The organism is Nocardioides sp. JQ2195, from assembly GCF_012272695.1.
In the GTDB taxonomy this organism is placed as follows: domain Bacteria; phylum Actinomycetota; class Actinomycetes; order Propionibacteriales; family Nocardioidaceae; genus Nocardioides.
Window position 1 is genome coordinate 638,669 of the sequence record NZ_CP050902.1, and the last position, 21,771, is coordinate 660,439.

Consider the following 21,771-nt stretch of genomic DNA (forward strand, 5'->3'; position numbering starts at 1 on the left):
GGCCCACCTCACGGTGGTTGAGGAGCGAGGTGCGAGCGTCTCGAAACCACAGCGCCGGTCGGAGCGCGGTGGTCAGACGGCGATGACCTGCAGGCTCGGCCCCTCGCCCGAGGTCAGCCTGCCGTCGCAGAATTCTGCCCCTCCGGTGCTCAGGAGCGTGTCACCGGTGACGATCGGGTCGAGCGCGACGGGCTCGCCCGCGGCACGACGCACGCAGACCAGCACGTTGCCGTCGGCGTGCTCGCGCAGGAAGACCAGTGCGTCGTCGTCGACGTGCGCCCAGCGCAGGCTGCCACGTCGCAGCGCCGGGTGCTGGCGCCGGATCCGCGACAGCGCGGAGTAGACCGCCAGGGTGTCGGTGTCCCAGTCGTCGCGGCGCTCCCACGGCATGGGGCGGCGGGAGTCCTCGCCGAGCACTCCCTCCAGGCCGATCTCGTCGCCGGCGAACACCATCGGCACCCCGGGCAGGGTGAACTGGAGGGCCGCGGCGACCTGGTGTCGCGCGGCCGAGCCGGTCACCGTGCGGATCCGAGCACTGTCGTGCGAGCCGAGGATGTTCCACGACGACGAGACCGCGCGCCAGCCGTAGCGGGCCAGCCACATCCGCATCGAGGCGACCACCTGCGGCCCGGTGCGTCGTGCGACCGGAACGGGGGTGCCGAACGAGCGCGCCGGGGTGTCGTCGGCGCGCAACCACTCCCACACGGGCCACGAGAAGCCGGAGTAGTTCATGATGCCGTGCCAACCGTCCCCGGGGACGTCGTTCGACCCGTCGTGGTTGTGCTCCCCGAGCACCAGGGCGTCCTCGCGCACCGCGGTCGCCGTACGACGGATGGTCCTGGCCACCTCGTGGTTCAGGTCGACCTCGTGCAGGCGCCCCGTCATGTTGGCGACGTCGATGCGCCACCCGTCGAGGTCGTACGGCGCCTGCAGCCACCGCCCGACGACGGAGTCCGGGCCTTCGGTGAAGGCGGCACGGAGCGCGGGATCGGCGTGGTTGAGCTTGGGCAGCGTGTGGTGCCCCATCCATGTCGCGTAGCTGCCGTCGGGTCGGAAGTGGTACCACCCGCGGTGGGGGTCCTGGTCGTCGGAGCTGGCGGAGGTGAACCACTCGTGGGTGTCACCGGTGTGGTTGGCGGTCAGGTCGCCGAGGATCCGCCACCCGCGTGCGTGCACGGCGTCGACCAGGCGCCGGTAGGCCTCGTCGCCACCGAGGAGGGAATCGACCCGGTCGAACGTCGATGCGTTGTAGCGATGGTTGGACTCCCCAGGGAAGACCGGTGTCGTGTAGACGATGTCGGCGCCGACCTCGGCCACGTGGTCCAGGTGCTCGGTGATGCCGTCGAGGTCGCCGCCGAAGAGCTGCAGGGGAGTGCGGGGGTCGCTGCCCTCGAAGACCACCACGTCGTCCCAGGCGGCCGGGACAGCCCAGTGGGGGGTCTCGCGCTCGGCGGTCGCATCCGATCGGGCGAAGCGGTCCGGGAAGACCTGGTAGACGACGCCGTCACGTGACCAGTCCGGGGCAGGCCCGTGCGAGCTGAGCCTGAAGTCGAAGGCGTCGGGGACGTCGTGGTCGTGCAGTCCCGCCGCGGTGAGCCAGCGCTGGTCGCCGTCCTCGCCGACGAGCAGGAAGCGGTAGTTCATCACCGGGTTGTGCATCGGCAGCTTCGCCTGCCACCACACGCTATTCTCGTCCCGGACGGCCGCCGCGCGGAGGAAGATCGGCTCGGCATCGGTGACGGTTCGCACCCAGACCTCCCGGGTGTCGTCAGCCAGGGCCGTGCTGCACCGGATGTCGACCACGTCGCCCAGCTCGGGGGACTCGTCGGAGACATGGATCGGGGAGCCGTCGTGGTGGGGGGAGTGCAACAGGTCCATGGGCACCAGTGTGGCCTGATCGAGCCGGGTCCGTGCAAGCCGGCCGGGTGCTACCGCTTGCCGCTCGGCTTCCCGGCCGGCTCGAGGAAGACCGCACCCGGCCCACGCGGCGCCACCTCGTCGTGGGGGTTGTTGAGGGCGCAGTTCCTGAGGCTCAGGCAGCCGCAGCCGATGCAGCCGTCGAGCTTGTCGCGGAGCCGCTCGATGCGCTCGATCTGCTCGTCGAGCCGAGTGCGCCACAGCCGGCTCAGTCGCGTCCAGTCGGCCTTGTTCGGGGTGCGGTTCTCCGGGAGCGTGGCGAGGGCCTCGGCGATCTCCTCCAGGCTCAGCCCCACGGTCTGGGCGCTGCGGATGAAGCCGATCCGGCGCAGGGTGGACTGGTCGTAGCGGCGCTGGTTGCCCGACGTACGCACGGAGTGGACCAGGCCGCGCGACTCGTAGAAGCGGATCGCGGACGTCGCGACCCCAGAACGCTCGGACAGGTGACCGATGGTGAGCTGCTTCATGGGGACCTCGGACTTCAAGTGACCTTGAGCTTGTATCACCATGGTGCCACGAGGGAGTGGAGCCGGAGACAGGAGTCGAACCCGCGACATTCGCTTTACAAGAGCGACGCTCTACCAACTGAGCTACACCGGCGTGCATTGAGCGAGCAAAGTCTAACCGCCGATCCGCCGGTTGGCCCATCGTGGTGGCATCCCCTCTACGCTGGGTGCATGGCGAACCCGATCCGCATCCAGGCGCCGGCAGCGGCGTGCACCGAGACCGACCCGGGAGCAGTCGCATGAGTGAGGACACCCGCACCATGCGCGAGCGGATGATGGCGGGCGACCCCTACATCGCCGACGATCCCGAGCTCGCCGAGGCGAGCCAACGGGCGCGTGACCTGATGGCGGCCTACAACGCGACCACGTCTCGCCAGGAGCCGCTGCAGCGCTCGATCCTGGAGCAGATGCTCGGCGGCATCGGTGAGGAGACGATCCTTCGCCCGCCTCTGTACGTCGACTACGGCACCCAGATCACCATCGGGGCCCGCACGTTCGCCAACTTCGGCCTGGTCGCCCTGGACGTCGCCGAGATCAGGATCGGCGACGACGTGCAGATCGGGCCCAACGTCCAGCTGCTCACCCCCACGCACCCGGTCGAGCCCGGTCCGCGGCGCGAGAAGTGGGAGGCCGCGCAACCCATCACGATCGGCGACAACGTGTGGCTCGGTGGCGGCGCGATCGTCTGTCCCGGTGTCACGATCGGCGACAACACCGTGGTGGGCGCGGGTTCGGTCGTGGTCAAGGACCTGCCGGCCAACGTGGTGGCGGTCGGCAACCCGGCCCGCGTGCTCCGCTCGATCGAGGAGTGAGCGCGGAGCTCGCCGGGCGTCGCCGGTGAGTCCCCTGACCCCAGGGCTGAGGCACGATCTCGGATCCGCAGCCGATGCCGTGGTGGCCCCGGTCGCCACCACCAGGAGCTGGTCGCTCTCACTGGCCGCGATCCGCGCTGGGCGGGGTGAGCCGGCGGTGGTCAGCTGAACGCGTCGAGGGTGTCCTGCGAGGACCGCTCCGCGCCGTCGGCGAAGGACATCACGTCGGAGTCGTCGCCCGCGTATGAGGCGGCCGTGTCCCGGGTGGACTCCAGCGCCGCGCGGAACAACGCCGTGAAGTCGCCGGCGAAGTCGACGGAGTCGGCGAGCGCGTGGATCTCGTCCTGCGTGGGAGCCCCCACGAGCTCCGGGGCATCGACCTCGATGCCGTGGTCGATGCCGTGGTCGCGCACGGTCACCGGGACCTCCTCGCCCCACTCCTCGAGCAGGTCGGCAGCAGTCTCGATGCGTGCGGACGCATTGGTGCGGGCCAGCTCGACCGCTCCGCCGACCCGGGCCGGGACCGGCTTCCCGAGCCCCGCGTCGAACAGGCTCAGCAGCGCGGCGTCACGGTGGATCATCTGCGTGACCAACTCCACCCGGTCGGTGATCCTGGCTCCACCGTCGTCGCCCTCGGCGGAGTCCGTCGAGTCGGACGAACAGCCCGAGACCAGCAGGCCGAGCAGGAGGACCAGGACCACGGAGAGCTTCATCGGACCTGACGAACCTCGAAGTCGGACGTGGCGCGAGCCACGGCATCCTGGCCTGCCACGATCTGCAGCTCGCGCTCGCCGGAGTCGATCGTGGTCCGGAGGACGCCGAGCACGGCGGTCGCCGTCGCCCCCAGGGCGAAGGCGGGGTCCTTCGTCGTCCGGAGGTGGGCGGTGAAGAGCGCGGCGGTGAGGTCGCCGGAACCGTTGGACTTGATCGGGAGTCGCGGGGTCTGCACGAGCCAGGCGCCGTCGTCGGTGACCGCGAGCATCTCGATCGTGTCCTCAGCTGCGGACGGTTGCTCGACGCTGGTCACCAGCACGGTCGAGGGGCCCATGGCGCGGGCCAGGTCGGCCGACGCAAGGGTCTCCTCGAGGGTGGCCGGCGTGGTGTCGGTGAGGAAGCCGAGCTCGAACTGGTTCGGCGTGATGAGGTCGGCGGCCGGCACCACGCGGTCGCGCAGCAGCGGCGGGATCGCAGGGTTGACGAAGCAGCCGCTCCTGGCGTTGCCCATCACCGGGTCGCAGGTGTAGGTCGCGGCCGGGTTGGCCTGCTTCACCCGGGCCACCGCGTCCAGGATCACGTCGCCGATCTCCTCGCCGCCCTGGTAGCCCGAGAGCACCACGTCGACCTGGTCGAGGACCCCGCGCTCCTCGATGCCGGTGATCACCTCGCGCACGTCGTCGGCGGCCAGCAGCGGACCGCGCCACGCGCCGTACCCGGTGTGGTTGGAGAAGTGCACCGTGAACACGGGCCAGACCTCGTGACCGAGACGCTGGAGCGGGAAGACGGCGGCCGAGTTGCCGACGTGGCCGTAGGCGACCGAGGACTGGATCGAGAGAACCTTCACCGAGTCATCTTCTCACCGTCGGCGACCACGTCCACCCCGACGCACGCCGGGTCGCGGACACTCGACGTACTGAAGGTATGGAATCCCAAACTAGAACTTGTTACAGTCAGTTCCGTGTGGGCCGCGCCACACCGGGAGCAGATGAGGTAGCAGCATGGGCAAGAAGCCGTTCTCCAACGAAGCCGACTACGTGGTGGTGGGCGCAGGATCCGCCGGATGCGCTGTCGCGGGGCGCCTCGCCGAGGCCGGCAGCAGCGTGATCCTGATCGAGGCCGGTGGCCCCGACAAGTCGATCATGTTCAAGCGTCCCGGCATGATCACGATGATCCACAGCGAGCCGAAGCTGAAGCAGAAGTTCGACTGGGGCTACTACAACGCCCCCGCGGCGCACGTCGGCGGACGCAAGATCCCGGCGACCCGTGGTCGGGTGATGGGTGGCTCCGGCTCGGTCAACGGGATGATCTTCGTGCGCGGCAACAAGGCCAACTTCGACTCGTGGGAGGCCGAGGGCAACAAGGGCTGGGGCTACGACGACGTCCTGGCGTCCTACAAGCGCATGGAGGACTGGCAGGGGCCGGCCAGCGAGTTCCGCGGCACGGGTGGGCCGGTCAAGGTCCTCGAGAACCCGCACATCTGCGACGCGGCGAAGACCTTCATCGAGGCCGGCGCCTCCGCCCTCGACATCCCGGTCAACGCCGACTACAACGGCGAGGCCCAGGAGGGCATGCACGTCATCCAGGAGAACACCAGCGACGGGATCCGGTTCTCCTCCTCGCGTGGCTACCTCACCGAGCGTGACCTGCCGACCCTGGAGGTCCAGCAGCGTGGCACGGTCACCCGGGTCGTCATCGAGAACGGCCGCGCGACCGGCGTCGAGGTGCGCGACGAGAAGGGCCAGCTGCGACTGGTCAAGGCCGGTCGTGAGGTCATCCTCTCCGCTGGCGCCTTCGGCTCGCCGCAGATCCTGATGCTCTCCGGCGTCGGCCCGGCCGCCCACCTGGCCGAGCACGGCATCGAGGTCCGCGAGGACCTCCCGGTCGGCGACAACCTGCACGACCACATGTTCATGCCGATGACGTACGCCGTCGACAACTCGCCGCACAAGAGCTCGCCGGCCTACTTCGGCACCAGCATCCTCCGAGACCGGATCAAGCCCGGCCGCACGTTCATGGCGCACTCGGTCTTCGAGGCGGGCGGCTTCGCGCACACCTCGCTCTCCGACGGTGGCGCCCCCGACCTGCAGCTCTTCGCGATCCCGTGGTCCTACCCGCCCTTCCAGGACGAGCCGGTCAGGCTGAGCCCCGACAAGCGCAACTCGCTGTCGGTCTTCTCCACGCTGGTGCAGCCGAAGTCGCGCGGCACCCTGCGCCTGGCCAGTGCCGACCCGTTGGCGGCCCCGATCATCGACCCGAACTTCCTGGCCGAGCCCGACGACGCCAAGGTGATCCTCGAGGGCGTCGAGATGATCCGCACGATCATGGCGGACAACGCGATCGCCCGGCACGTGCAGGAGGAGTACGAACCGGGCCCTGCGTGCACCGGCGACAAGCTGCGCGAGGAGCTGCTGCGCCGGGTCACCACGGTCTACCACCCGGTCGGCTCGTGCCGGATGGGTGTCGACGAGCGGGCCGTGGTCGGGTCCGACCTCAAGGTCCGCGGCGTCGACGGCCTCCGGGTCGCCGACGCCTCGATCATGCCGACCATCATCAGCGGCAACACCAACGCGCCGTCGATGATGATCGGTGACAAGGCGGCCGGGATCATCCTCGGCCTCGACGTCTGAGCAGCGGAGGAACCATGAGCATCCAGCGTCCCGCATCGGTCACCGACGACTTCCTCGACCGGCTCGTCTCCCGCGTCCCGTCCACCGCCGGCGGCACGTGGAAGCTCACCGAGGTCTACACCGGTGACGTGCTCGTCGAGCTCCCGCAGTCGACCCCGGCCGACATCGAGTCCGCCTTCGCCGCCTCGCGGGCCGCGCAGGCCGAGTGGTCGCAGTGGCCGTTGAAGAAGCGGCTGAAGGTCTTCCGCACGTTCCACAAGCTGGTCCTCGACCACAACGAGACCATCGTCGACCTGATCCAGGTCGAGAGCGGCAAGGCCCGCCGGATGGCCTTCGAGGAGACCCTCGACATCCCGATGGTGGCCGGCTACTACATCAAGCGGGCCGCGAAGATCCTGGCGCCGAAGAAGCACGCCGGGCCGGTCCCGGTGGTCTCCTCCTCGCTGGAGGTGCGCCAGCCCAAGGGCGTCGTCGGCATCATCGCGCCGTGGAACTTCCCGTTCGCGACCGGCATCTCCGACGCCATCCCGGCGCTCATCGCCGGCAACGGGGTCGTGGTCAAGCCCGACAACAAGACCGCGCTCTCGCCGCTGTACGGCGTGGAGCTGCTCGAGAAGGCCGGGCTCCCGAAGGGGCTGTTCCAGGTGGTCTGCGGTGAGGGTCCCGACGTCGGGCCGACACTGATCGACAACGCCAACTACGTGATGTTCACCGGCTCGACGGCCACCGGCCGGGTGATCGGCGAACGCGCCGGCCGCAACCTGATCGGTGCCTGCCTCGAGCTCGGCGGCAAGAACCCGATGGTCGTGCTGCCCGACGCCAACCTCGACGAGACCGTGAAGGCGGCGCTGTTCGGGGCCTTCGGCAACACCGGCCAGATCTGCATGCACATCGAGCGGATGTACATCCACGACTCGATCTACGACGACTTCAAGTCACGCTTCGTCGAGGCGACGAAGGACCTCCAGGTCGGGGCGGCGTACGACTTCGAGCCGGAGGTGGGCTCCTTGGTCTCGGTCGACCAGAAGAACCGGGTCGCCTCCCACGTCGCGGACGCGGTGGCCAAGGGGGCGACAGTGCTCGTCGGCGGTCGCGAGCTGCCCGAGGTCGGCCCGGCGTTCTTCGCGCCCACGATCCTCGAGGGCGTCACCAAGGACATGCTGGCCGGCGTCGGCGAGACGTTCGGTCCGGTGGTGGCGCTGCACCGCTACTCGACCGAGGACGAGGCGATCGCGCTGGCCAACGACACCGACTACGGGCTGAACGCCTCGGTGTGGGGAGGCGACATCGACAACGCGATCCGCGTCGGACGACGGATCCACTCGGGCAACGTCAACATCAACGACATCCTGGCCACGGCCTACGCCTCGAAGGGTTCGCCCTCCGGCGGCGTCAAGCAGTCCGGCGTCGGCGCGCGCCACGGCGACCAGGGGATGTTGAAGTACACCGACTGCCAGAACGTCGGCATCCTGCGCAAGCAGGTGATGGGCGCCCCCGAGGGCGTCCCGTTCGCGGAGAACGTCAAGCAGCAGATCCTCGGCCTGCGCGTGATGCGCAAGCTCAACATCCGCTGACGCGAACGGTGGATTCTTGCTGCGCGAACGGGCAACTCTTGCTCGACCTGACTGCCCGCTCACTCGTTCCGTGCGACCGGGGTCAGGCCACCTGCAGCGAGCGCTTGGACAGGCCCATCCAGTAGCCGTCGATCTTCTGGTCGCCCGGGTCGTCTGCCTTGCGAGCGGCGCCGAGGGTGATGAAGAGCGGGATGTAGTGCTCCACGGTCGGGTGGGCGTAGGGCATGCCCGGCGCCTTCGACTTGTACGCCGCCAGCTCGTCTATGTCGCCACGCTGCAGCGCCTCGCCGGCCCAGTGGTCGAAGTCCTTCGACCAGCCCGGTGCGGCCGCCTCGATGCTCCAGTCCTTGAGGAACGGGAGCCCGTGGGTCAGGAAGCCGGAGCCGATGATGAGCACGCCCTCGTCGCGCAGTGGACGAAGCCGCTCGCCGAGCTTGAGCAGCTTGTAGGGGTCCTCGGTGGGCAGTGACATCTGCAGGACCGGGATGTCGGCTTCGGGGTACATGATCTTCAGCGGCACCCAGGCACCGTGGTCGAGCCCGCGGCTGCGGTGCTGGTGCACCGGCTCGTTGTCGGGCATCATCGCGGCCACGCGCTTGGCCAGCGCGGAGGCATCGGGGGTCTGGTAGGTCATCTGGTAGTACTTCGGAGCAAACCCGCCGAAGTCGTAGACCAGGGGCGCGCCGGACGCGGTCAGGCTCACCGGGGCGGACTCCCAGTGGGCGCTGACGATCAGGATCGCCTTGGGGCGCGGGAGGTCCTTCGCCCAGGCGGCGAGCTGGCCTGACCACACCGGGTCGTCGAGCAGGGGCGGGGCTCCGTGGCCGATGTAGAGGGCCGGCATCGTTGTGTCCATGCCCTCCACAATACTTAAACCTTCAACTTTATTCCAGTGTCTTCTGCTCGATAGTCCCTAACGCCTGACATGCGAAGTCGAGCTTCAGGCCTGCGAGACGTTAGGGACTATCGCGGTTAGGGTCGGCGCGTGAGTGCGTTGCGAGGGCTGGTCGAGAAGGGCCTGGTGGCCGAGGACTGGGCCGACGCATTGGCTCCGGTCGACGAGCAGATCGCCACCATGGGGCGGTTCCTGCGCGAGGAGCTGGCAGCCGGTCGGCCCTACCTGCCCCAGGGTGACCACGTGCTGCGAGCCTTCCAGCGCCCGTTGGCCGACGTACGCGTGCTGATCGTCGGCCAGGACCCCTATCCGACCCCGGGCCACCCGATCGGGTTGAGCTTCGCGGTGGCTCCCGACGTACGCCCGATCCCGCGCAGCCTGGTCAACATCTACCAGGAGCTGGAGACCGACCTCGGTCTCGAGCGTGCACCCCACGGTGACCTCACGGCCTGGGCCGACCAGGGCGTGATGCTGTTGAACCGCGTGCTCACGGTGCGCCCGGGCGAGGCCGCCTCCCACCGCGGCCGCGGCTGGGAACCGGTCACCGAGTGCGCCATCCAGGCGTTGGTACGTCGGGGTGGCCCGCTCGCCGCGATCCTCTGGGGGCGTGACGCCCAGTCGCTCAAGCCGATGCTGGGCGTCGTTCCGTGGGTGGAGTCGGCGCACCCGTCGCCGCTCTCCGCGCGACGCGGGTTCTTCGGCTCGCGACCGTTCAGCCGGGTGAACCGGTTGCTCGAGGAGCAGGGCGGCACCCCGGTGAACTGGTCGCTCGTCTGACCGCGCCCGCGCCTCGCCGGGGGAGCGGCCTGGCCCGGTGTGGGTTCGGTGCGGGTCAGGCCTGGCTCGCCACGCGTGGCGCCGCCGCCAGCTCCTCCAGCACCACGGCCGCCGTGGCTCCGGCACCGGCCTCCGACAGCGTGATCGTGTAGTGGTTGGTGTCCGCGATCTCCGTGTGGCGTACGGCGGGCAGCGCCGCCATCAGTTCCGCGACCCGGCTGGGGGAGTAGAGGCCGGGCGTCTGGTCCAGCAGCCCGCGCGGTGCCGTGAGGAACCGGGTCGGGTGGCGCAGCCCGGAGACCGCGTCCACGATGGTCTGCCCGGTGTTGAGGTCGACCGTGTCGTCGCTCATCACCCCGTAGCGCGTCGACGGTCGGAGTGCCGGTTCGGAGCCGACCAGGTCGTAGGCGAAGTAGTCGGTGACCGCCGCTGACCAGTGGTCCGCGAACGCGGGGTGCGTCCGCCAGTGGTCGAGATAGGCCTCGACGCTCGGGAAGGTCATCGCGAGGCGCTCCGCGGCGGGCCCCAGCAGGAACGACACGATCTCGTCGCTGCTCAGCCCGTCGGGGATCTCGAGGGGCAGGCCGCCGTCGACCAGCACCAGTCGCTCCACCCGCTCGGGAAAGAGGTCGGCCAGCACCACCGAGACGAAGGCGCCCATCGAGTGCCCGACGACCACGGCCGAGGAGACGTCGAAGTGATCGAGCACCCGGACCAGGTCGGCCGCATGGGTGGCCATGCCGGCTGGCCCGGCCACCTCGTTGCTGCGTCCCCGCCCGCGCAGGTCCGGAGCGACCAGGCGTACGTCGGGCAGGTGCGCGGCGACCAGTGGCCAGCTGCGGTGTGAGGCCGTGACCCCGTGGATCAGCAGCGCCGTGGGCGCATCCGGTTGGCCGTCCACGTCCCAGGCACCGACCCTGAGGTCGCCGCCGGGCACGGCCACGTCGACCGTGGAGAAGGTGTGCGTCATCGGGCCGTCCACCCACCGTCCATCGTGTAGGACGCCCCGGTGACCATGCCGGCCCTGTCCGAGGCCAGCCAGCCCACCAACGACGCCACCTCGTCGGCCTCGACCAGGCGCTTGATCGCGCTCTCGGTGAGCATGATCCTCTCGACGACCTCGCTCTCGGGGATGCCGTGCGTGGCGGCCTGGTCGGCAATCTGCTTCTCGACCAGGGGAGTGCGCACGTAGCCGGGGTTCACGCAGTTGCTGGTGACGCCGTGCGGTCCACCCTCGAGCGCGGTGACCTTCGAGAGACCCTCGAGCCCGTGCTTGGCCGAGACGTAGGCCGACTTGAACGCGCTGGCGCGCAGCCCGTGCGCGCTGGAGACGTTGATGATGCGGCCCCATCCGCGTTCGTACATGCCAGGCAGCACCGCGCGGACCAGCAGGAACGGCGCTTCGAGCATGATCCGGTGGATCAGCCGGAAACCGTCGGGGTCGAACTCGTGGATCGGTGCAACCCGCTGGATGCCGGCGTTGTTCACCAGGATGTCGGCCTCCAGCGACAGGTCGTCGAGGGAGGAGGTGTCGGAGAAGTCCACCTCCCACACCTCGCCGTCGACCTCGTCGGCAACGGACTTGGCCGCATCAGCGTCGACATCGGCCACGACCACACGGGCGCCACGGGCGGCGAACTCGGTCGCGCAGGCGCGCCCGATGCCGCTGGCGCCTCCGGTGACGACCGCGGTGCGCCCGGCCAGGTCCTGCTCGCTCATGGCTTGTCCTTCCCGGGTCGGGGCGCCAGTGCGTTGTTGATGAAGCGCATCAGGTCCTCGAAGACGTCGGGCGGCAGCTCGGTCGGCGGGTTCCCGTCGGCGTCGCGCTCCCAGAGGATGTAGCGCATGCCGATGAGCTCGCCCAGTCCCATCAGCGCCCAGGCGGCCACGGTCGGGTCGATGTCGTCCACCTCGCCGACGGCCTGCGCCTTGCGCAACCCCTCGACGTACCCGTCGACGATCCGGCTGTAGTGCAGCTCGAGCGACTGGGGCGAGACGAACTCTGCCTCCCGGACGACGCGGTAGAGCGCCGGGTGCTCGGCGGTGAAGCGGAAGAACCCGGCGAAGCCGGCACGCTCGGCTGCGAGCCGGTCGGGCGCCCCCTCCATCGCCTGGGCCATGGAGTGTCGGACGCGGCGGTTGAGGTCCTCGACGAGGGCTTCGAAGATCTGCTGCTTGCTCTCGAAGTAGAGGTAGAACGTGCCGAGTCCGACGCTGGCCTGCTCGGTGATCTTCACGATCGACGCCTCGTGGTAGCCGAGGTCGGCGAAGACCTTCTCGGCGGCGGTCAGCAGCTTGGTGCGCGTCGCGAGGCCTCGCTTGGTGAGCGGTTTCCTCTGCGGTGCGTCGACCTTTCCGGGGGTGCTGTTGAAGTCAGGAGCGCTCATGGTCGGGCCCTTCGTTGATGTAGGCGGAGTCGCGGAGCTGTGCGCGCGCGACCTTGCCGAGTGCCGTTCGTGGCAGCTCCTCGACGACGTGGATCGCGCGTGGCACCTTGAACCTGGCGAGGTGGGCGGAGGCGTGCTCGAGGACCTCGTCCTCGGTGAGCGCGGCCCCCGAGCGGGGGACGACGAAGGCAACGCCGACCTCACCCCACACCGGGTCGGGTACGCCGAGCACGGCGGCGTCGGCGACGAACGGATGGGCGGTCAGCACGGCCTCGACCTCGGCGGGTGAGACGTTCTCGCCGCCGGAGATGTAGATGTTCTTGATCCGGTCGACGATCCGGTAGCCGCCGTTGGCATCGCGCGACGCGAGGTCCCCGGTGCGCAGCCAGTCGTCGTGCATGGTCCGCTGTGTGGCGACCGGGTCGTCGAGGTAGCCGGCAAAGACACCGGGGCCCCTGACCTCGAGCTCGCCGATCGCGGTGCCGGAGAGCTCCGCGTCGGAGACGGGGTCGACGATCCGCACCTCCACATAGGGATACGGGCGGGCAGCCTCGCCCTTGGGGCCGATGAGCACGTTGGGAGAGGCCTCGGTCAGTCCGTAGCCGGCGGCGACGGTGATGCCGTGCTCGGCCCAGCTCAGGAGTGCTGACTCGGGCATCGCCGAGCCGCCGACGACCGCGGTGCGCAGGGAGGAGAGGTCCGCGGCCGCGAAGCCGGGCTCGCTGGCCAGGAGGTGGTACTGCGTCGGCACCGCCATCATCGTCGTCACGCGTCGCTGACGGATCAGCTGGAGCACGCGCGACGGCTCGAAGGTGCGCTCGAGGACGACGGTCGCTCCGTGCCACAACGCCAACAGGGGTTGGACATTCCAGGCCGCGACGTGGAACTGGGGCAGCATCGCGAGCACCACGTCGGACGACGAGATGTCGAGCACCCGGGCGAGCGACAGGTTGTTCCAGAAGCAGTTCGCGTGGGTGAGGACGACGCCCTTGGGTCGCGCCTCGCTGCCCGAGGTGAAGATGACCAGCAGCGGGTCGTCGTCCCGGACCGGGCGCGCGGCTTCCGGCGTACGTCGCGAACGTCGGAGGGGGACGTCGGCCTCGACCCCGGTGGTGCCCAACGTCGCCACGCGCGGGCCGGTGGCGTTGCGTCCGAGAGGGGTCAGCTGCAGGGCGGCGCGGGTGGAGGAGGCCATCGGGTCCTCGACCAGGACCAGGTCGGGGTTCGCGGCCTCCAGGCAGTCGGCCAGCTCGGGCGTCGTGAGGCGCCACGAGATCGGGACCAGGGTGAGTCCGGCCTTGGCGCAGGCGAAGAGCACCACGACGTGATCGATCGAGTTGCCGGTCAACGTGGCGATCCGGTCACGCGGGCCGTGGCCTGCCTCGACCAACGCGTCGGCCAGGGCCGTGCTCCGACGCTCCAGCTCGGCGTACGTGATGGTGACCCCGCGGTCGTCGATGGCGACCTTGGTGGCGTGGTTGGCCGCGCTGTCGCTCAGCCAGCGGCCGAGGGTGTGTGGTCCGTCGGGCCTCATCCGATCGGCCCGCTCTCGGACGCGGCCTGCTCGAGGCGGTGCGCGCCGTGCGGGGCTCCCCGGTCCGTACGACGCCAGCGTGCGGTCACTGCGGACAGGGTGCCGGCGATGCCACCCGGGAGGAACAGCACGATCAGCACGAACACGGTGCCGAGGATGAACAGCGGCTGGGACAGCGGGATCCGCACCGCGTCGGGCAACCCGGCCACGAAGTCCGACTCGGCGAGCTTGGTCAGGCGCTGGTTGAACAGCGTGTAGACCACGGCACCCGCCACGGCGCCCCAGCGGGACCCGACACCGCCGATGACGACCATCAGCAGCACGGTGATGGTGAGGTTCGCCGACACACTCGTCGGCGTGGTTCCACTGTGCAGGAACAGGTACATGATCCCGGCGGTGCTGGCCAGCAGCCCGGAGACCGCGAAGACGACGAGCTTGGCCGTGTAGGGGCGCAGTCCGAGCACCCGAACCCGCAGCTCGTTCTCCCGGGCCGCGGCGGTGACGTGGCCGACGCGCGAGCGGTCGATCCACACCACGACCAGGAACACGACAGCCAGCAGCACCAACGACATCCAGTAGAGGTTGCGGGTGTTGACCACGCCCAGCATCCACTCGGGGACAGGGTCGCTGTTCATGATCAGGCCGTCACCACCGTTGGTGAGGTCGCGGGGGTTGCGGCGCACCAGCACCGAGCCGGCCTCCGCGAAGGCCAGGGTGACCATCGCGAACGGGATGCCCGTGACGCGCAGGCTGATCGCGCCGGTCACCACCGCCAGCATCATCACGCCGAGGATCGTGACGAGCACGGCCGGCCACAGCGGGATGCCGGTCTGGGCCAGGATGATGCCCAGGCCGTAGGCCCCGGCGCCGAAGTAGAGCGCGTGGCCGAAGGACAGCATGCCGCCGGTGCCGAGCAGCAGGTGGTAGGAGAGCGCGAGCGAGGCATAGACCATGCACAGCGCCAGCAGGTTCAGCGATCCGGCGGTGTACGTCGGCCCGGGGAGCACGCCGGGCACGGTCAGGTTGACCAAGGGCAGCAGTACCATCAGCGCCAGCAGGGCGACTCCACCGATGGCGGTGAGCGGGAGCCGGCGCCGCGGTGGGGCAGGCGCGTCGACGGCCGGCGTACGCCGGGGGGCCGGGGTGGTGCGCACGTCCTGGGTGGTGCTCATGCGGCGACCTGCCTTCCGAGGAGGCCGGAGGGCCGCACCAGCAGCACCACGGCGAGGGCGAGCACGATGACGAAGTCTCCGGTTCCGGAACCGTAGTAGTTGGCGAACTGCTGGAGCAGGGCCACGCCGATCGAGGCGATGGCAGCGCCCAGCAGCGAGCCCAGGCCGCCGATGACCGTCACGATGAAGGCAAAGATCAGCAGCGAGCTCCCGGTGCTCGGGGAGACCGAGCGGAAGTAGCTCGAGGCGAGCACGCCACCGAGACCGGCGGCTGCGCCACCGATCGCGAAGACGATCGTGAACGCGGTGCGGACGTCGATGCCCAGCGCGGTGACCATGCTGCGGTTCTCCACGCCGGCACGGATGATCATCCCGTAGCGGGTGTGGCGCAGGAACAGCACCATGGCGAGCAGGACGAGCAGGGCCAGGCCGATGATCACGAAGCGGTTGTTGGGAATGTTGGCGCCGAGCACCCGGGTGGTGTCGGAGAGCCAGCCCGGGCCGGTGATGGTGATCGAGTCGGAGCCCCAGACGCCCTCGAAGAGGGCGACCGCGGCCAGGGAGAGCCCGACGGTGACCAGCACCTGCTCGATGTGGCGCTCGTAGAGCGGCCGGATCAGGAGCAGCTCGGTGAGGATCGCGATCAGGGCACCGGCCACGGCACCGGCCAGGATCGAGGCGAGGAAACCGGCCCACGTGTCGGGACCGATCGCCTTGGCCACCTCCCAGCCGACGAACGCACCCAGCGTCAGGAACGCGCCGTGGGCGAAGTTCAACACGTGCATCAGGCCATAGATCAGGGACAGGCCGGAAGCGCTGAGGAAGTAGAGCGCGCCGAGCCCGATGCCGGTCACGGCGAGCAGGACGATCGTGCTCATGACACCTCCACCTGGGTCTCGGCGTGGACGCCGAGGAGCTTCTTGGTCAGGGCTTCGTCGTCGAGGAGGGTCCGCGCGTCCCCGGACCAGGCGACCCGGCCGCTCTCGATGACGATGGCGTCGTTCGCCAGCTGACGCACGACCTCGAGGTTCTGCTCGACGAGCAGGATCGGGACATCGGACGAGGCGGCCTCGAGAGCGTCGGCAACCTGCTGGACGATGCGCGGGGCGAGTCCCTTGGTGGGCTCGTCGACGAGCAGCAACCGGTTCTCGTTGAGCAGGGCCCGGCCGAGGGACACCATCTGCTGCTGGCCGCCGGAGAGCGTGCCGGCCATCTGGTTGCGCCGCTCGACCAGGTCGGGGAAGAGGTCGGCCACGAAGTCGCGTCGCGGGTGGGCGTCGCGCTCGGCGAGCGCCAGGTTCTCCGCGACGGTCAGCCCGGCGAAGACCTCGCGGTCCTCGGGCACGTAGCCGACGCCGCGGCGCACGATCTTGTGGGTGGGCAGGCGGTCGATGCGCCGGCCGTCCAGCAGCACCTCGCCGGAACGGCCGATGAGGCCGAGGACCGACTTGAGCGTGCTGGTCTTGCCGACGCCGTTGCGCCCCAGGACTGCGGTGATGCCGGTGGCCGGGACGTCGAAGCTGACGTCCTCGACGACCTGCTGGCCGGCGATGTGGCCGCGCAGGTGGCGGACCTCGAGGATCGGGGTGCTCATGGGGCCACTCCCAGGTAGGCGCTCTGCACGACGTCGTTCGCCATGACCTCCGCCGGGGTGTCGTAGGCGAGGACCGAGCCCTGGTGCATGACCGCGACCTTGTCGACCAGCCCCATCAGGACGTCCATGTGGTGCTCGACCATCAGCACCGTGCACTGCTGGTCGCGGTGCATGGTGCGGATGATCTCGGTGAGCCCCGCGACGTCGCCGGAGCCGACACCGGCCATCGGTTCGTCGAGGAGCACGACGTCGGGGTCGGAGGCGAGCAGCACGGCGATCTCGAGCTTGCGCTTGTCGCCGTGGGAGAGATCTCCGGCACGGGCACCGATCGTGTGGGCCAGGCCGACGTACTCGAGCTTCTCCCGGGCGATCGTGGTGGCGCGGTCGTTGCGCCGGGGGAAGTGCAGCAGGGAGAGGCTGCCGCCCAGCTCGACCTGGGCCGCCATCCTGACGTTCTCCAGCGTGGTGAGCTGGGGAAACAGGTTGGAGGTCTGGAAGGTGCGTCCCAGCCCCGCCCGCGCCCGGCGGTGCACCGGCTGGCGGGTGATGTCCTGGTCATGCAGGCGGATGGTGCCGCTGGTGGGCTGCATGACCCCGGATACGAGGTTGAACAACGTCGTCTTGCCGGCGCCGTTCGGGCCGATGACTCCAACGAACGAGCCCGGCGCGACGTCGAGGTTCACGTCGTGCAGGATCGTCGCGCCGCCGATCTGGAGACCGAGGCCGTCGACCGCGAGCGCGGGCGGGGTGGTGGGTGACACGGGTTTGCCTTCCTGGGTCCGGGCGCTGGGCGCGCTGGCTCAGTCTGCCTCGGGCGGGGCGACCTGGTCGGCGGGGAGCACCTTGACCAGCTCGGGCACGTAGGAGCTGCCCTGCTTGGCCAGCTTGGCCTGGAACATGTCCTGGATCAGGGCGTGGTCGCCCGCGCGAACGGTCGTCGTGCCCTTGGGACCCTCGAAGCTCCAACCCTCGAGCGCATCGATCATCGCGTCGACGTCACCGTCGCCCTCCTCGATCGCGCGGACGACCATCTGTGCGGCGACGAAGCCGTCGGGGGTGAACAGGTCGGCCTGCTCCCCGGCGTCCTCCACCGCCTTGACCATGGCGTCGTTGACCTCGTTGTCGGGCGCCGTGGCGAAGTAGTGGGCGAGGAACTGGATGTCCTTGGCGACGGGGCCGTAGGCGCCGAAGGATGCGATGTCGCCGAGGCCGGTGACGACGGGAGCCTTGTCGAAGACGCCTTGCTGCTGCAGGGACTGCCACATGCTGCCGGTCGTCTCGCCGGCCCAGGCCACGAAGACCAGGTCCGGCCGGTGCTCGTTGACCTGCTGGGCGAAGGAGGTGAACTCCTTGACGTCCTCACCGACCATCACCGAGGCCACGTCGGCGCCCTGCCCGCCGAGGATGCCCTTGACCGCGGCCTCGTTGCCCTGGCCGAACGCGTTGTCCTGGGCGAAGATGACGACCTTCTTGCCCTTGACGTCGCCCAGGAGGTCACCGGCGGTGGCAACGTCCTGGTAGGTCTCGCGACCGGAGCGGAAGGTGTAGTCGTTGATGCCGGTGAGGGCGTCGGTCGCGGCGGGACCGGAGATGTAGAGGACCTTGTTCAGCTCGGCCTGCTCGGCCATCGACAGGGCCACGGCGGAGGAGGTGGTGCCGGCGAGGATGTTCACCCCGTCGCCGATGTACTCCTTGGCGAGCTGCACGGCCTTGTCGGCGTCGGCGGCGTCGTCACCGACGCGGAGCTCGATCTTGGTCCCGTCGACCTCGTTGGTGCCGTCCGTCGCGTAGTCGAGACCTGCCTCGAACCCGGCGAGGTAGGCCTTTCCGTAGGAGGCGAGCGGGCCGCTCTCCGAGGTGATGATGCCGACCTCGATGGTGCCGTCGTCGTCGCCGCCGGCGCCGTCAGCGGCCGGGGCACAGGAGCTGAGCCCCAGCGCCGCGGCGACCACAGCCGAGACCAGTGTGTGCTTGATGTTGATCCGCATCCCAGTGCCCTTCATTTCCAGGAACCTGAAAGGTGATTCAGGGTGCAGGAAACGTATGTCGCCCCTGTCGTTCCTGTCAAGGCTCATGCGCGAACGGGCAGTTGTTGCTGCGCGAACGGTCTGTTGTTGCTGCGCGAACGGGCAGTTGTTGTCGCTCGAACTGTGGGTTGTTGATGGGGCAGTCACGGTCCAGGGCGGGCACCTGTACGTCGCCCGGACCCGCCGTGTCAGATGAGCGAGGGGCTCGGTGCTGGTGTTCGGGATCCGGGCCGGGACGTGCCGCTCGTGCATCAAGAATGCAGGGTTCGGACCGCAAGGATTGCCCGTTGGGACCGCAAGGATTGCCCGTTCGCGCAGCAAGAACTGCCCGTTCGCGCGCGTCAGGGATTACGTGGTGCGCGTCGGGCGGGAGAGGCGGTCGAGGAAGGCGACGAGCAACGCCTCGCGCATCTCGGGAGCCGCGACGTCGAGCATCGCGTTGACCTCGGCCATCCGCTCCGGGAGGACCAGGCCGCCCGCGCCGGAGCCGCGCGCGCCGGGGCCGCCCGCGCCGGAGCCGCCCGTGCCCGAGCCGCCCGCGCCGGGGCCGCCCGCGCCGGAGCTGACCAGGCCCGAGGCGGCGAGGAGGCCGTCGAAGTCCTCGTCGCTCAGCGTCGCCGGGTCAAGAGCGGAGATGAAGGCGACCACCTCCTCGTCGACCAGGACGGGACCGGCGTCGAGTGCGGCCGAGACCGCTGCGGACAGGGCCACCAGGAAGTCGTCGACGTGGGCCAGGGTCGCGGCGGACACCGAGAGGTGGATCGTTGCCGGCGAGTCGGCGTACGCCATCTGGGGTTGGACGTACCAGCCCGCGGCCGCCATCTCGTCACAGATCGTGAACGGGTCGCAGGCGCTCGAGGTCGCCAGCGCGATCAGTGTCGAGTCGGGGGGTACGACGACGCGCAGCCCGGGGATCGCCTCGATGCCGACCACGAGCCGGTCCACCGCATCGAAGACGTCACGCGCCAAGGACAGGTAGCCGTCGTCGCCGATGGTCTGCACGACGGCCCACGCGGCGGCCAGCGGCCCGCCGGACTTCGTCGACTGCATCGTCGCGTTGAGCATCGTGTAGCCGGGCCACGCGGCCGAGGCGAAGAACTGCGGCTTCCGCAGCGCCGGGGTGCGGTGCACCAGGATCGAGGTGCCCTTGGGGGCGTACGCGTACTTGTGCAGGTCGACCGAGATGCTGGTGACACCCTCGACAGCGAACGTCCACGGGGTGATCGGACGACCGAGCCGGGAGGCGTAGGGCAGCACCCAGCCGCCGATGCAGGCGTCGACGTGGCACCGCACGCCGTGCGCCGAGGCAAGCCCCGCGAGCTCCGTGACGGGGTCCACGACCCCGTGCGCGTACGACGGTGCGCTGGCCACGACGAGCACCGTGCGGTCGTCGATCGCAGCGGCCGTCGCGGCCACGTCTGCGCGGAAGTCGGACGTCACAGGAACGACCACGGCCTCGACACCGAAGTAGTGAGATGCCTTGTGGAATGCGGCATGTGCGGTCGACGGCAACACCATCGTCGGATGCGCGATCGACGGATTCGCGTCGCGCGCGGCCTGCACCGCGAGCAGCACCGACTCGGTGCCGCCGGAGGTCACCGTCCCGACGGCGGTCCCGGGGGCGTCCAACAGGTCGCAGGCGAAGCCGACGAGCTCGTTCTCCATCGTGAGCAGCGAGGGGAAGGCCGTCGGGTCGAGTCCGTTGGAGCCGGCGTACGTGGCGACTGCGGCACGACCGACCTCGTCGACGTCGGGCAGTCCGGAGTCGTAGACGTAGGCGAGCGTGCGGCCGCCGTGGACCGGGAGGTCGCTCGCCTGCATGGCCCGCAGCCGGGCGAGTACGTCGGTCACGGGAGCTCCTGGGAGTTGGCGGCAACGGTCCGGGTGGGGTCGCCCAACGAGTAGCGCGAGAGCCACCAGAGCGATGCCAGGGTCAGGGCGGCGGGCACGAGCGAGAAGCCGAGCACGATCGCGGTGACGGCGGAGTCGGGTTGGACCGCGTCCCCGTCGGTCGACGACCGGTAGTCACCGAGGGCCAGCATCAGCGCGAACAACCCGGGGCCGAGCGCCAGGCCCAGGGTCTCTCCCGCGGTCCACACGCCGGTGAAGACGCCGGCTCGGTTGGATCCCGTGCGCATCGCGTCGGCCGCGGCAGCGTCGGGCAGCATCGCCAGCGGGAACACCTGCGCACCGGCGTAGCCGACGCCGATCAGCCCCACGGCGGCGAAGACGACAACGGCGGGAGCCTCCCGCGAGACGACCGACAGGGCAGCCCCGGCGGCCAGGACCGACGAAGCGGCCACATAACCGCGCTTCTTGCCGACCCGGGTGCCGAAGCGGGCCCACAGGGGCGTCAGCACCAGGGCGGGCCCGACGAAGCAGATGAACAGGATCGTCGACGCCCCCTGCTTGCCGAGCACGTCACCGGCGAGGTAGTCGACGCCCGCGAGCATGCACCCCGTGGCCAAGGCCTGCAGCACGAAAGTGATCAGCAGGAGTCGGAAGTCCCTTGCCTGACTGACGATCCTCAGCTGGTCGCGCAGTGAGCCGGAGCCTGCACCGAGCGCGACGCGGGGTGCACGGGAGGTCCCGGCGTACGTCGCCACGACCCCGAACGCGATCAGCAGCGCCATCGCCACCCCCATCACGCGGTAGCCGTCGCGGCCACCGACGGCGTCACGGATCAACGGCGCGGTGGCGCCGGCCAGCATGATCGTGAAGGCCAGGATGGCGACGCGCCAGGACATCAGGCGGGTGCGCTCGTCGTAGGAGTCGGTGATCTCGGCCGGCATCGCGACGTACGGCACCTGGAAGAACGCGTACGCCGTCGCGCAGCCGAGGAAGCAGACCAACACCCACAGCGCATCGAGCCGCTGGGAGCCGAGTGTCGGCCCGGCGAAGAGGAGCGCGAACGCCACCGACAACGAGATTCCGCCGCGCAGCAGCCAGGGACGACGGGGGCCACGCGGATCGTCGGTGCGATCACTGATGCGTCCCGCGATCGGGTTGAGCACCACGTCCCACGCCTTCGGAAGGAAGACGATCATCCCGGCGTAGAGGGCGCCGATCCCGAGGCTGTCGGTGAGGAACGGCAGCAGCATCAGTCCCGGCACGGTGCCGAACGCGCCCGTCGCGACGGAGCCGGTCGCATAGCCGACGCGTACGCCGCGGGTCAGGGGCTCGGACATGCCAGCACACTAGCCACGGCGGATGCCGGGCATGGCGCTTTGCC

At 69.8% G+C, this 21,771-nt stretch carries 20 protein-coding genes and 1 tRNA gene; 4 read left to right on the plus strand and 17 right to left on the minus strand.

The features are described 5' to 3' along the window. Window positions 1–72: 72 nt before the first annotated feature. The 3 genes from ncot_RS03005 to ncot_RS03015 all read right to left on the minus strand — a co-directional run bounded on the left by ncot_RS03005 (window position 73) and on the right by ncot_RS03015 (window position 2,517). On the minus strand, window positions 73–1,878 hold the full coding sequence (locus ncot_RS03005) for an alpha-amylase family glycosyl hydrolase (protein WP_168616273.1): 1,806 nt from the start codon (window positions 1,876–1,878) through the stop codon (window positions 73–75). A gap of 50 nt (window positions 1,879–1,928) precedes the next feature. Next, entirely contained in the window at window positions 1,929–2,384 is a 456-nt protein-coding gene (soxR, locus tag ncot_RS03010) for a redox-sensitive transcriptional activator SoxR (RefSeq protein ID WP_168616274.1), read from the minus strand. A 57-nt stretch (window positions 2,385–2,441) separates the two neighbouring features. Then, a tRNA-Thr gene (locus ncot_RS03015) sits at window positions 2,442–2,517 on the minus strand. A 145-nt stretch (window positions 2,518–2,662) separates the two neighbouring features. On the opposite strand from ncot_RS03015, the gene ncot_RS03020 reads away from it, so the two are divergent. After that, window positions 2,663–3,235: a sugar O-acetyltransferase gene (locus ncot_RS03020; protein ID WP_168616275.1), complete on the plus strand. Its 573-nt coding sequence runs from the start codon at window positions 2,663–2,665 to the stop codon at window positions 3,233–3,235. Between the two features lie 161 nt (window positions 3,236–3,396). Here ncot_RS03020 and ncot_RS03025 read toward each other — a convergent pair whose 3' ends face one another. Beyond that, window positions 3,397–3,948 carry a hypothetical protein gene (locus tag ncot_RS03025; RefSeq protein ID WP_168616276.1) on the minus strand — a complete coding sequence of 184 codons (552 nt, stop codon included), beginning with the start codon at window positions 3,946–3,948 and terminating at the stop codon, window positions 3,397–3,399. Continuing rightward, the gene (gene pdxY, locus ncot_RS03030) at window positions 3,945–4,796 is read right to left on the minus strand and encodes a pyridoxal kinase PdxY (protein ID WP_168616277.1); all 852 of its coding nucleotides are present in this window, start codon (window positions 4,794–4,796) and stop codon (window positions 3,945–3,947) included. The genes ncot_RS03025 and pdxY overlap by 4 nt, the downstream gene beginning before the upstream one ends. A 154-nt stretch (window positions 4,797–4,950) precedes the next feature. Between pdxY and ncot_RS03035 the strand changes: the two genes are divergently transcribed. Both ncot_RS03035 and ncot_RS03040 read left to right on the plus strand, forming a co-directional pair. Beyond that, window positions 4,951–6,579 carry a GMC family oxidoreductase N-terminal domain-containing protein gene (locus ncot_RS03035; RefSeq protein WP_168616278.1) on the plus strand — a complete coding sequence of 543 codons (1,629 nt, stop codon included), beginning with the start codon at window positions 4,951–4,953 and terminating at the stop codon, window positions 6,577–6,579. A 14-nt stretch (window positions 6,580–6,593) separates the two neighbouring features. Further along, window positions 6,594–8,153 (plus strand): succinic semialdehyde dehydrogenase, encoded by a 1,560-nt coding sequence (locus tag ncot_RS03040; RefSeq protein WP_168616279.1) that lies wholly within the window; start codon window positions 6,594–6,596, stop codon window positions 8,151–8,153. Window positions 8,154–8,235: 82 nt separating this feature from the next. On the opposite strand, the gene ncot_RS03045 is transcribed toward ncot_RS03040, so the two are convergent. Further along, entirely contained in the window at window positions 8,236–9,009 is a 774-nt protein-coding gene (locus tag ncot_RS03045) for a class III extradiol ring-cleavage dioxygenase (RefSeq protein ID WP_168616280.1), read from the minus strand. 129 nt (window positions 9,010–9,138) lie between these two features. Between ncot_RS03045 and ncot_RS03050 the strand changes: the two genes are divergently transcribed. After that, window positions 9,139–9,825 carry a uracil-DNA glycosylase gene (locus tag ncot_RS03050; RefSeq protein ID WP_168616281.1) on the plus strand — a complete coding sequence of 229 codons (687 nt, stop codon included), beginning with the start codon at window positions 9,139–9,141 and terminating at the stop codon, window positions 9,823–9,825. Between the two features lie 55 nt (window positions 9,826–9,880). On the opposite strand, the gene ncot_RS03055 is transcribed toward ncot_RS03050, so the two are convergent. The 11 genes from ncot_RS03055 to ncot_RS03105 all read right to left on the minus strand — a co-directional run bounded on the left by ncot_RS03055 (window position 9,881) and on the right by ncot_RS03105 (window position 21,727). Beyond that, the gene (locus tag ncot_RS03055; protein ID WP_168616282.1) at window positions 9,881–10,795 is read right to left on the minus strand and encodes an alpha/beta hydrolase; all 915 of its coding nucleotides are present in this window, start codon (window positions 10,793–10,795) and stop codon (window positions 9,881–9,883) included. Continuing rightward, complete coding sequence (locus ncot_RS03060) at window positions 10,792–11,544, minus strand: 3-hydroxybutyrate dehydrogenase (RefSeq protein ID WP_168616283.1); 753 nt, start codon at window positions 11,542–11,544, stop codon at window positions 10,792–10,794. The genes ncot_RS03055 and ncot_RS03060 overlap by 4 nt, the downstream gene beginning before the upstream one ends. Next, window positions 11,541–12,212 carry a TetR/AcrR family transcriptional regulator gene (locus ncot_RS03065; protein ID WP_168616284.1) on the minus strand — a complete coding sequence of 224 codons (672 nt, stop codon included), beginning with the start codon at window positions 12,210–12,212 and terminating at the stop codon, window positions 11,541–11,543. Before ncot_RS03065 ends, ncot_RS03060 begins: the two co-directional genes overlap by 4 nt. Further along, window positions 12,199–13,746: an AMP-binding protein gene (locus ncot_RS03070; RefSeq protein ID WP_168616285.1), complete on the minus strand. Its 1,548-nt coding sequence runs from the start codon at window positions 13,744–13,746 to the stop codon at window positions 12,199–12,201. Before ncot_RS03070 ends, ncot_RS03065 begins: the two co-directional genes overlap by 14 nt. Beyond that, window positions 13,743–14,918, minus strand: a complete 1,176-nt coding sequence (locus ncot_RS03075) for a branched-chain amino acid ABC transporter permease (RefSeq protein WP_168616286.1) — start codon at window positions 14,916–14,918, stop codon at window positions 13,743–13,745. Before ncot_RS03075 ends, ncot_RS03070 begins: the two co-directional genes overlap by 4 nt. Then, window positions 14,915–15,796 (minus strand): branched-chain amino acid ABC transporter permease, encoded by an 882-nt coding sequence (locus ncot_RS03080; RefSeq protein WP_168616287.1) that lies wholly within the window; start codon window positions 15,794–15,796, stop codon window positions 14,915–14,917. Before ncot_RS03080 ends, ncot_RS03075 begins: the two co-directional genes overlap by 4 nt. Next, window positions 15,793–16,512, minus strand: a complete 720-nt coding sequence (locus ncot_RS03085; protein ID WP_168616288.1) for an ABC transporter ATP-binding protein — start codon at window positions 16,510–16,512, stop codon at window positions 15,793–15,795. Before ncot_RS03085 ends, ncot_RS03080 begins: the two co-directional genes overlap by 4 nt. Further along, complete coding sequence (locus tag ncot_RS03090) at window positions 16,509–17,273, minus strand: ABC transporter ATP-binding protein (RefSeq protein WP_168616289.1); 765 nt, start codon at window positions 17,271–17,273, stop codon at window positions 16,509–16,511. The genes ncot_RS03085 and ncot_RS03090 overlap by 4 nt, the downstream gene beginning before the upstream one ends. A gap of 39 nt (window positions 17,274–17,312) precedes the next feature. Then, window positions 17,313–18,515, minus strand: a complete 1,203-nt coding sequence (locus ncot_RS03095) for a substrate-binding domain-containing protein (protein ID WP_206065118.1) — start codon at window positions 18,513–18,515, stop codon at window positions 17,313–17,315. Between the two features lie 372 nt (window positions 18,516–18,887). Continuing rightward, the gene (locus ncot_RS03100) at window positions 18,888–20,390 is read right to left on the minus strand and encodes an aminotransferase class V-fold PLP-dependent enzyme (RefSeq protein WP_206065120.1); all 1,503 of its coding nucleotides are present in this window, start codon (window positions 20,388–20,390) and stop codon (window positions 18,888–18,890) included. Then, window positions 20,387–21,727 (minus strand): MFS transporter, encoded by a 1,341-nt coding sequence (locus ncot_RS03105; protein WP_168616290.1) that lies wholly within the window; start codon window positions 21,725–21,727, stop codon window positions 20,387–20,389. The genes ncot_RS03100 and ncot_RS03105 overlap by 4 nt, the downstream gene beginning before the upstream one ends. Window positions 21,728–21,771 lie beyond the last annotated feature (44 nt).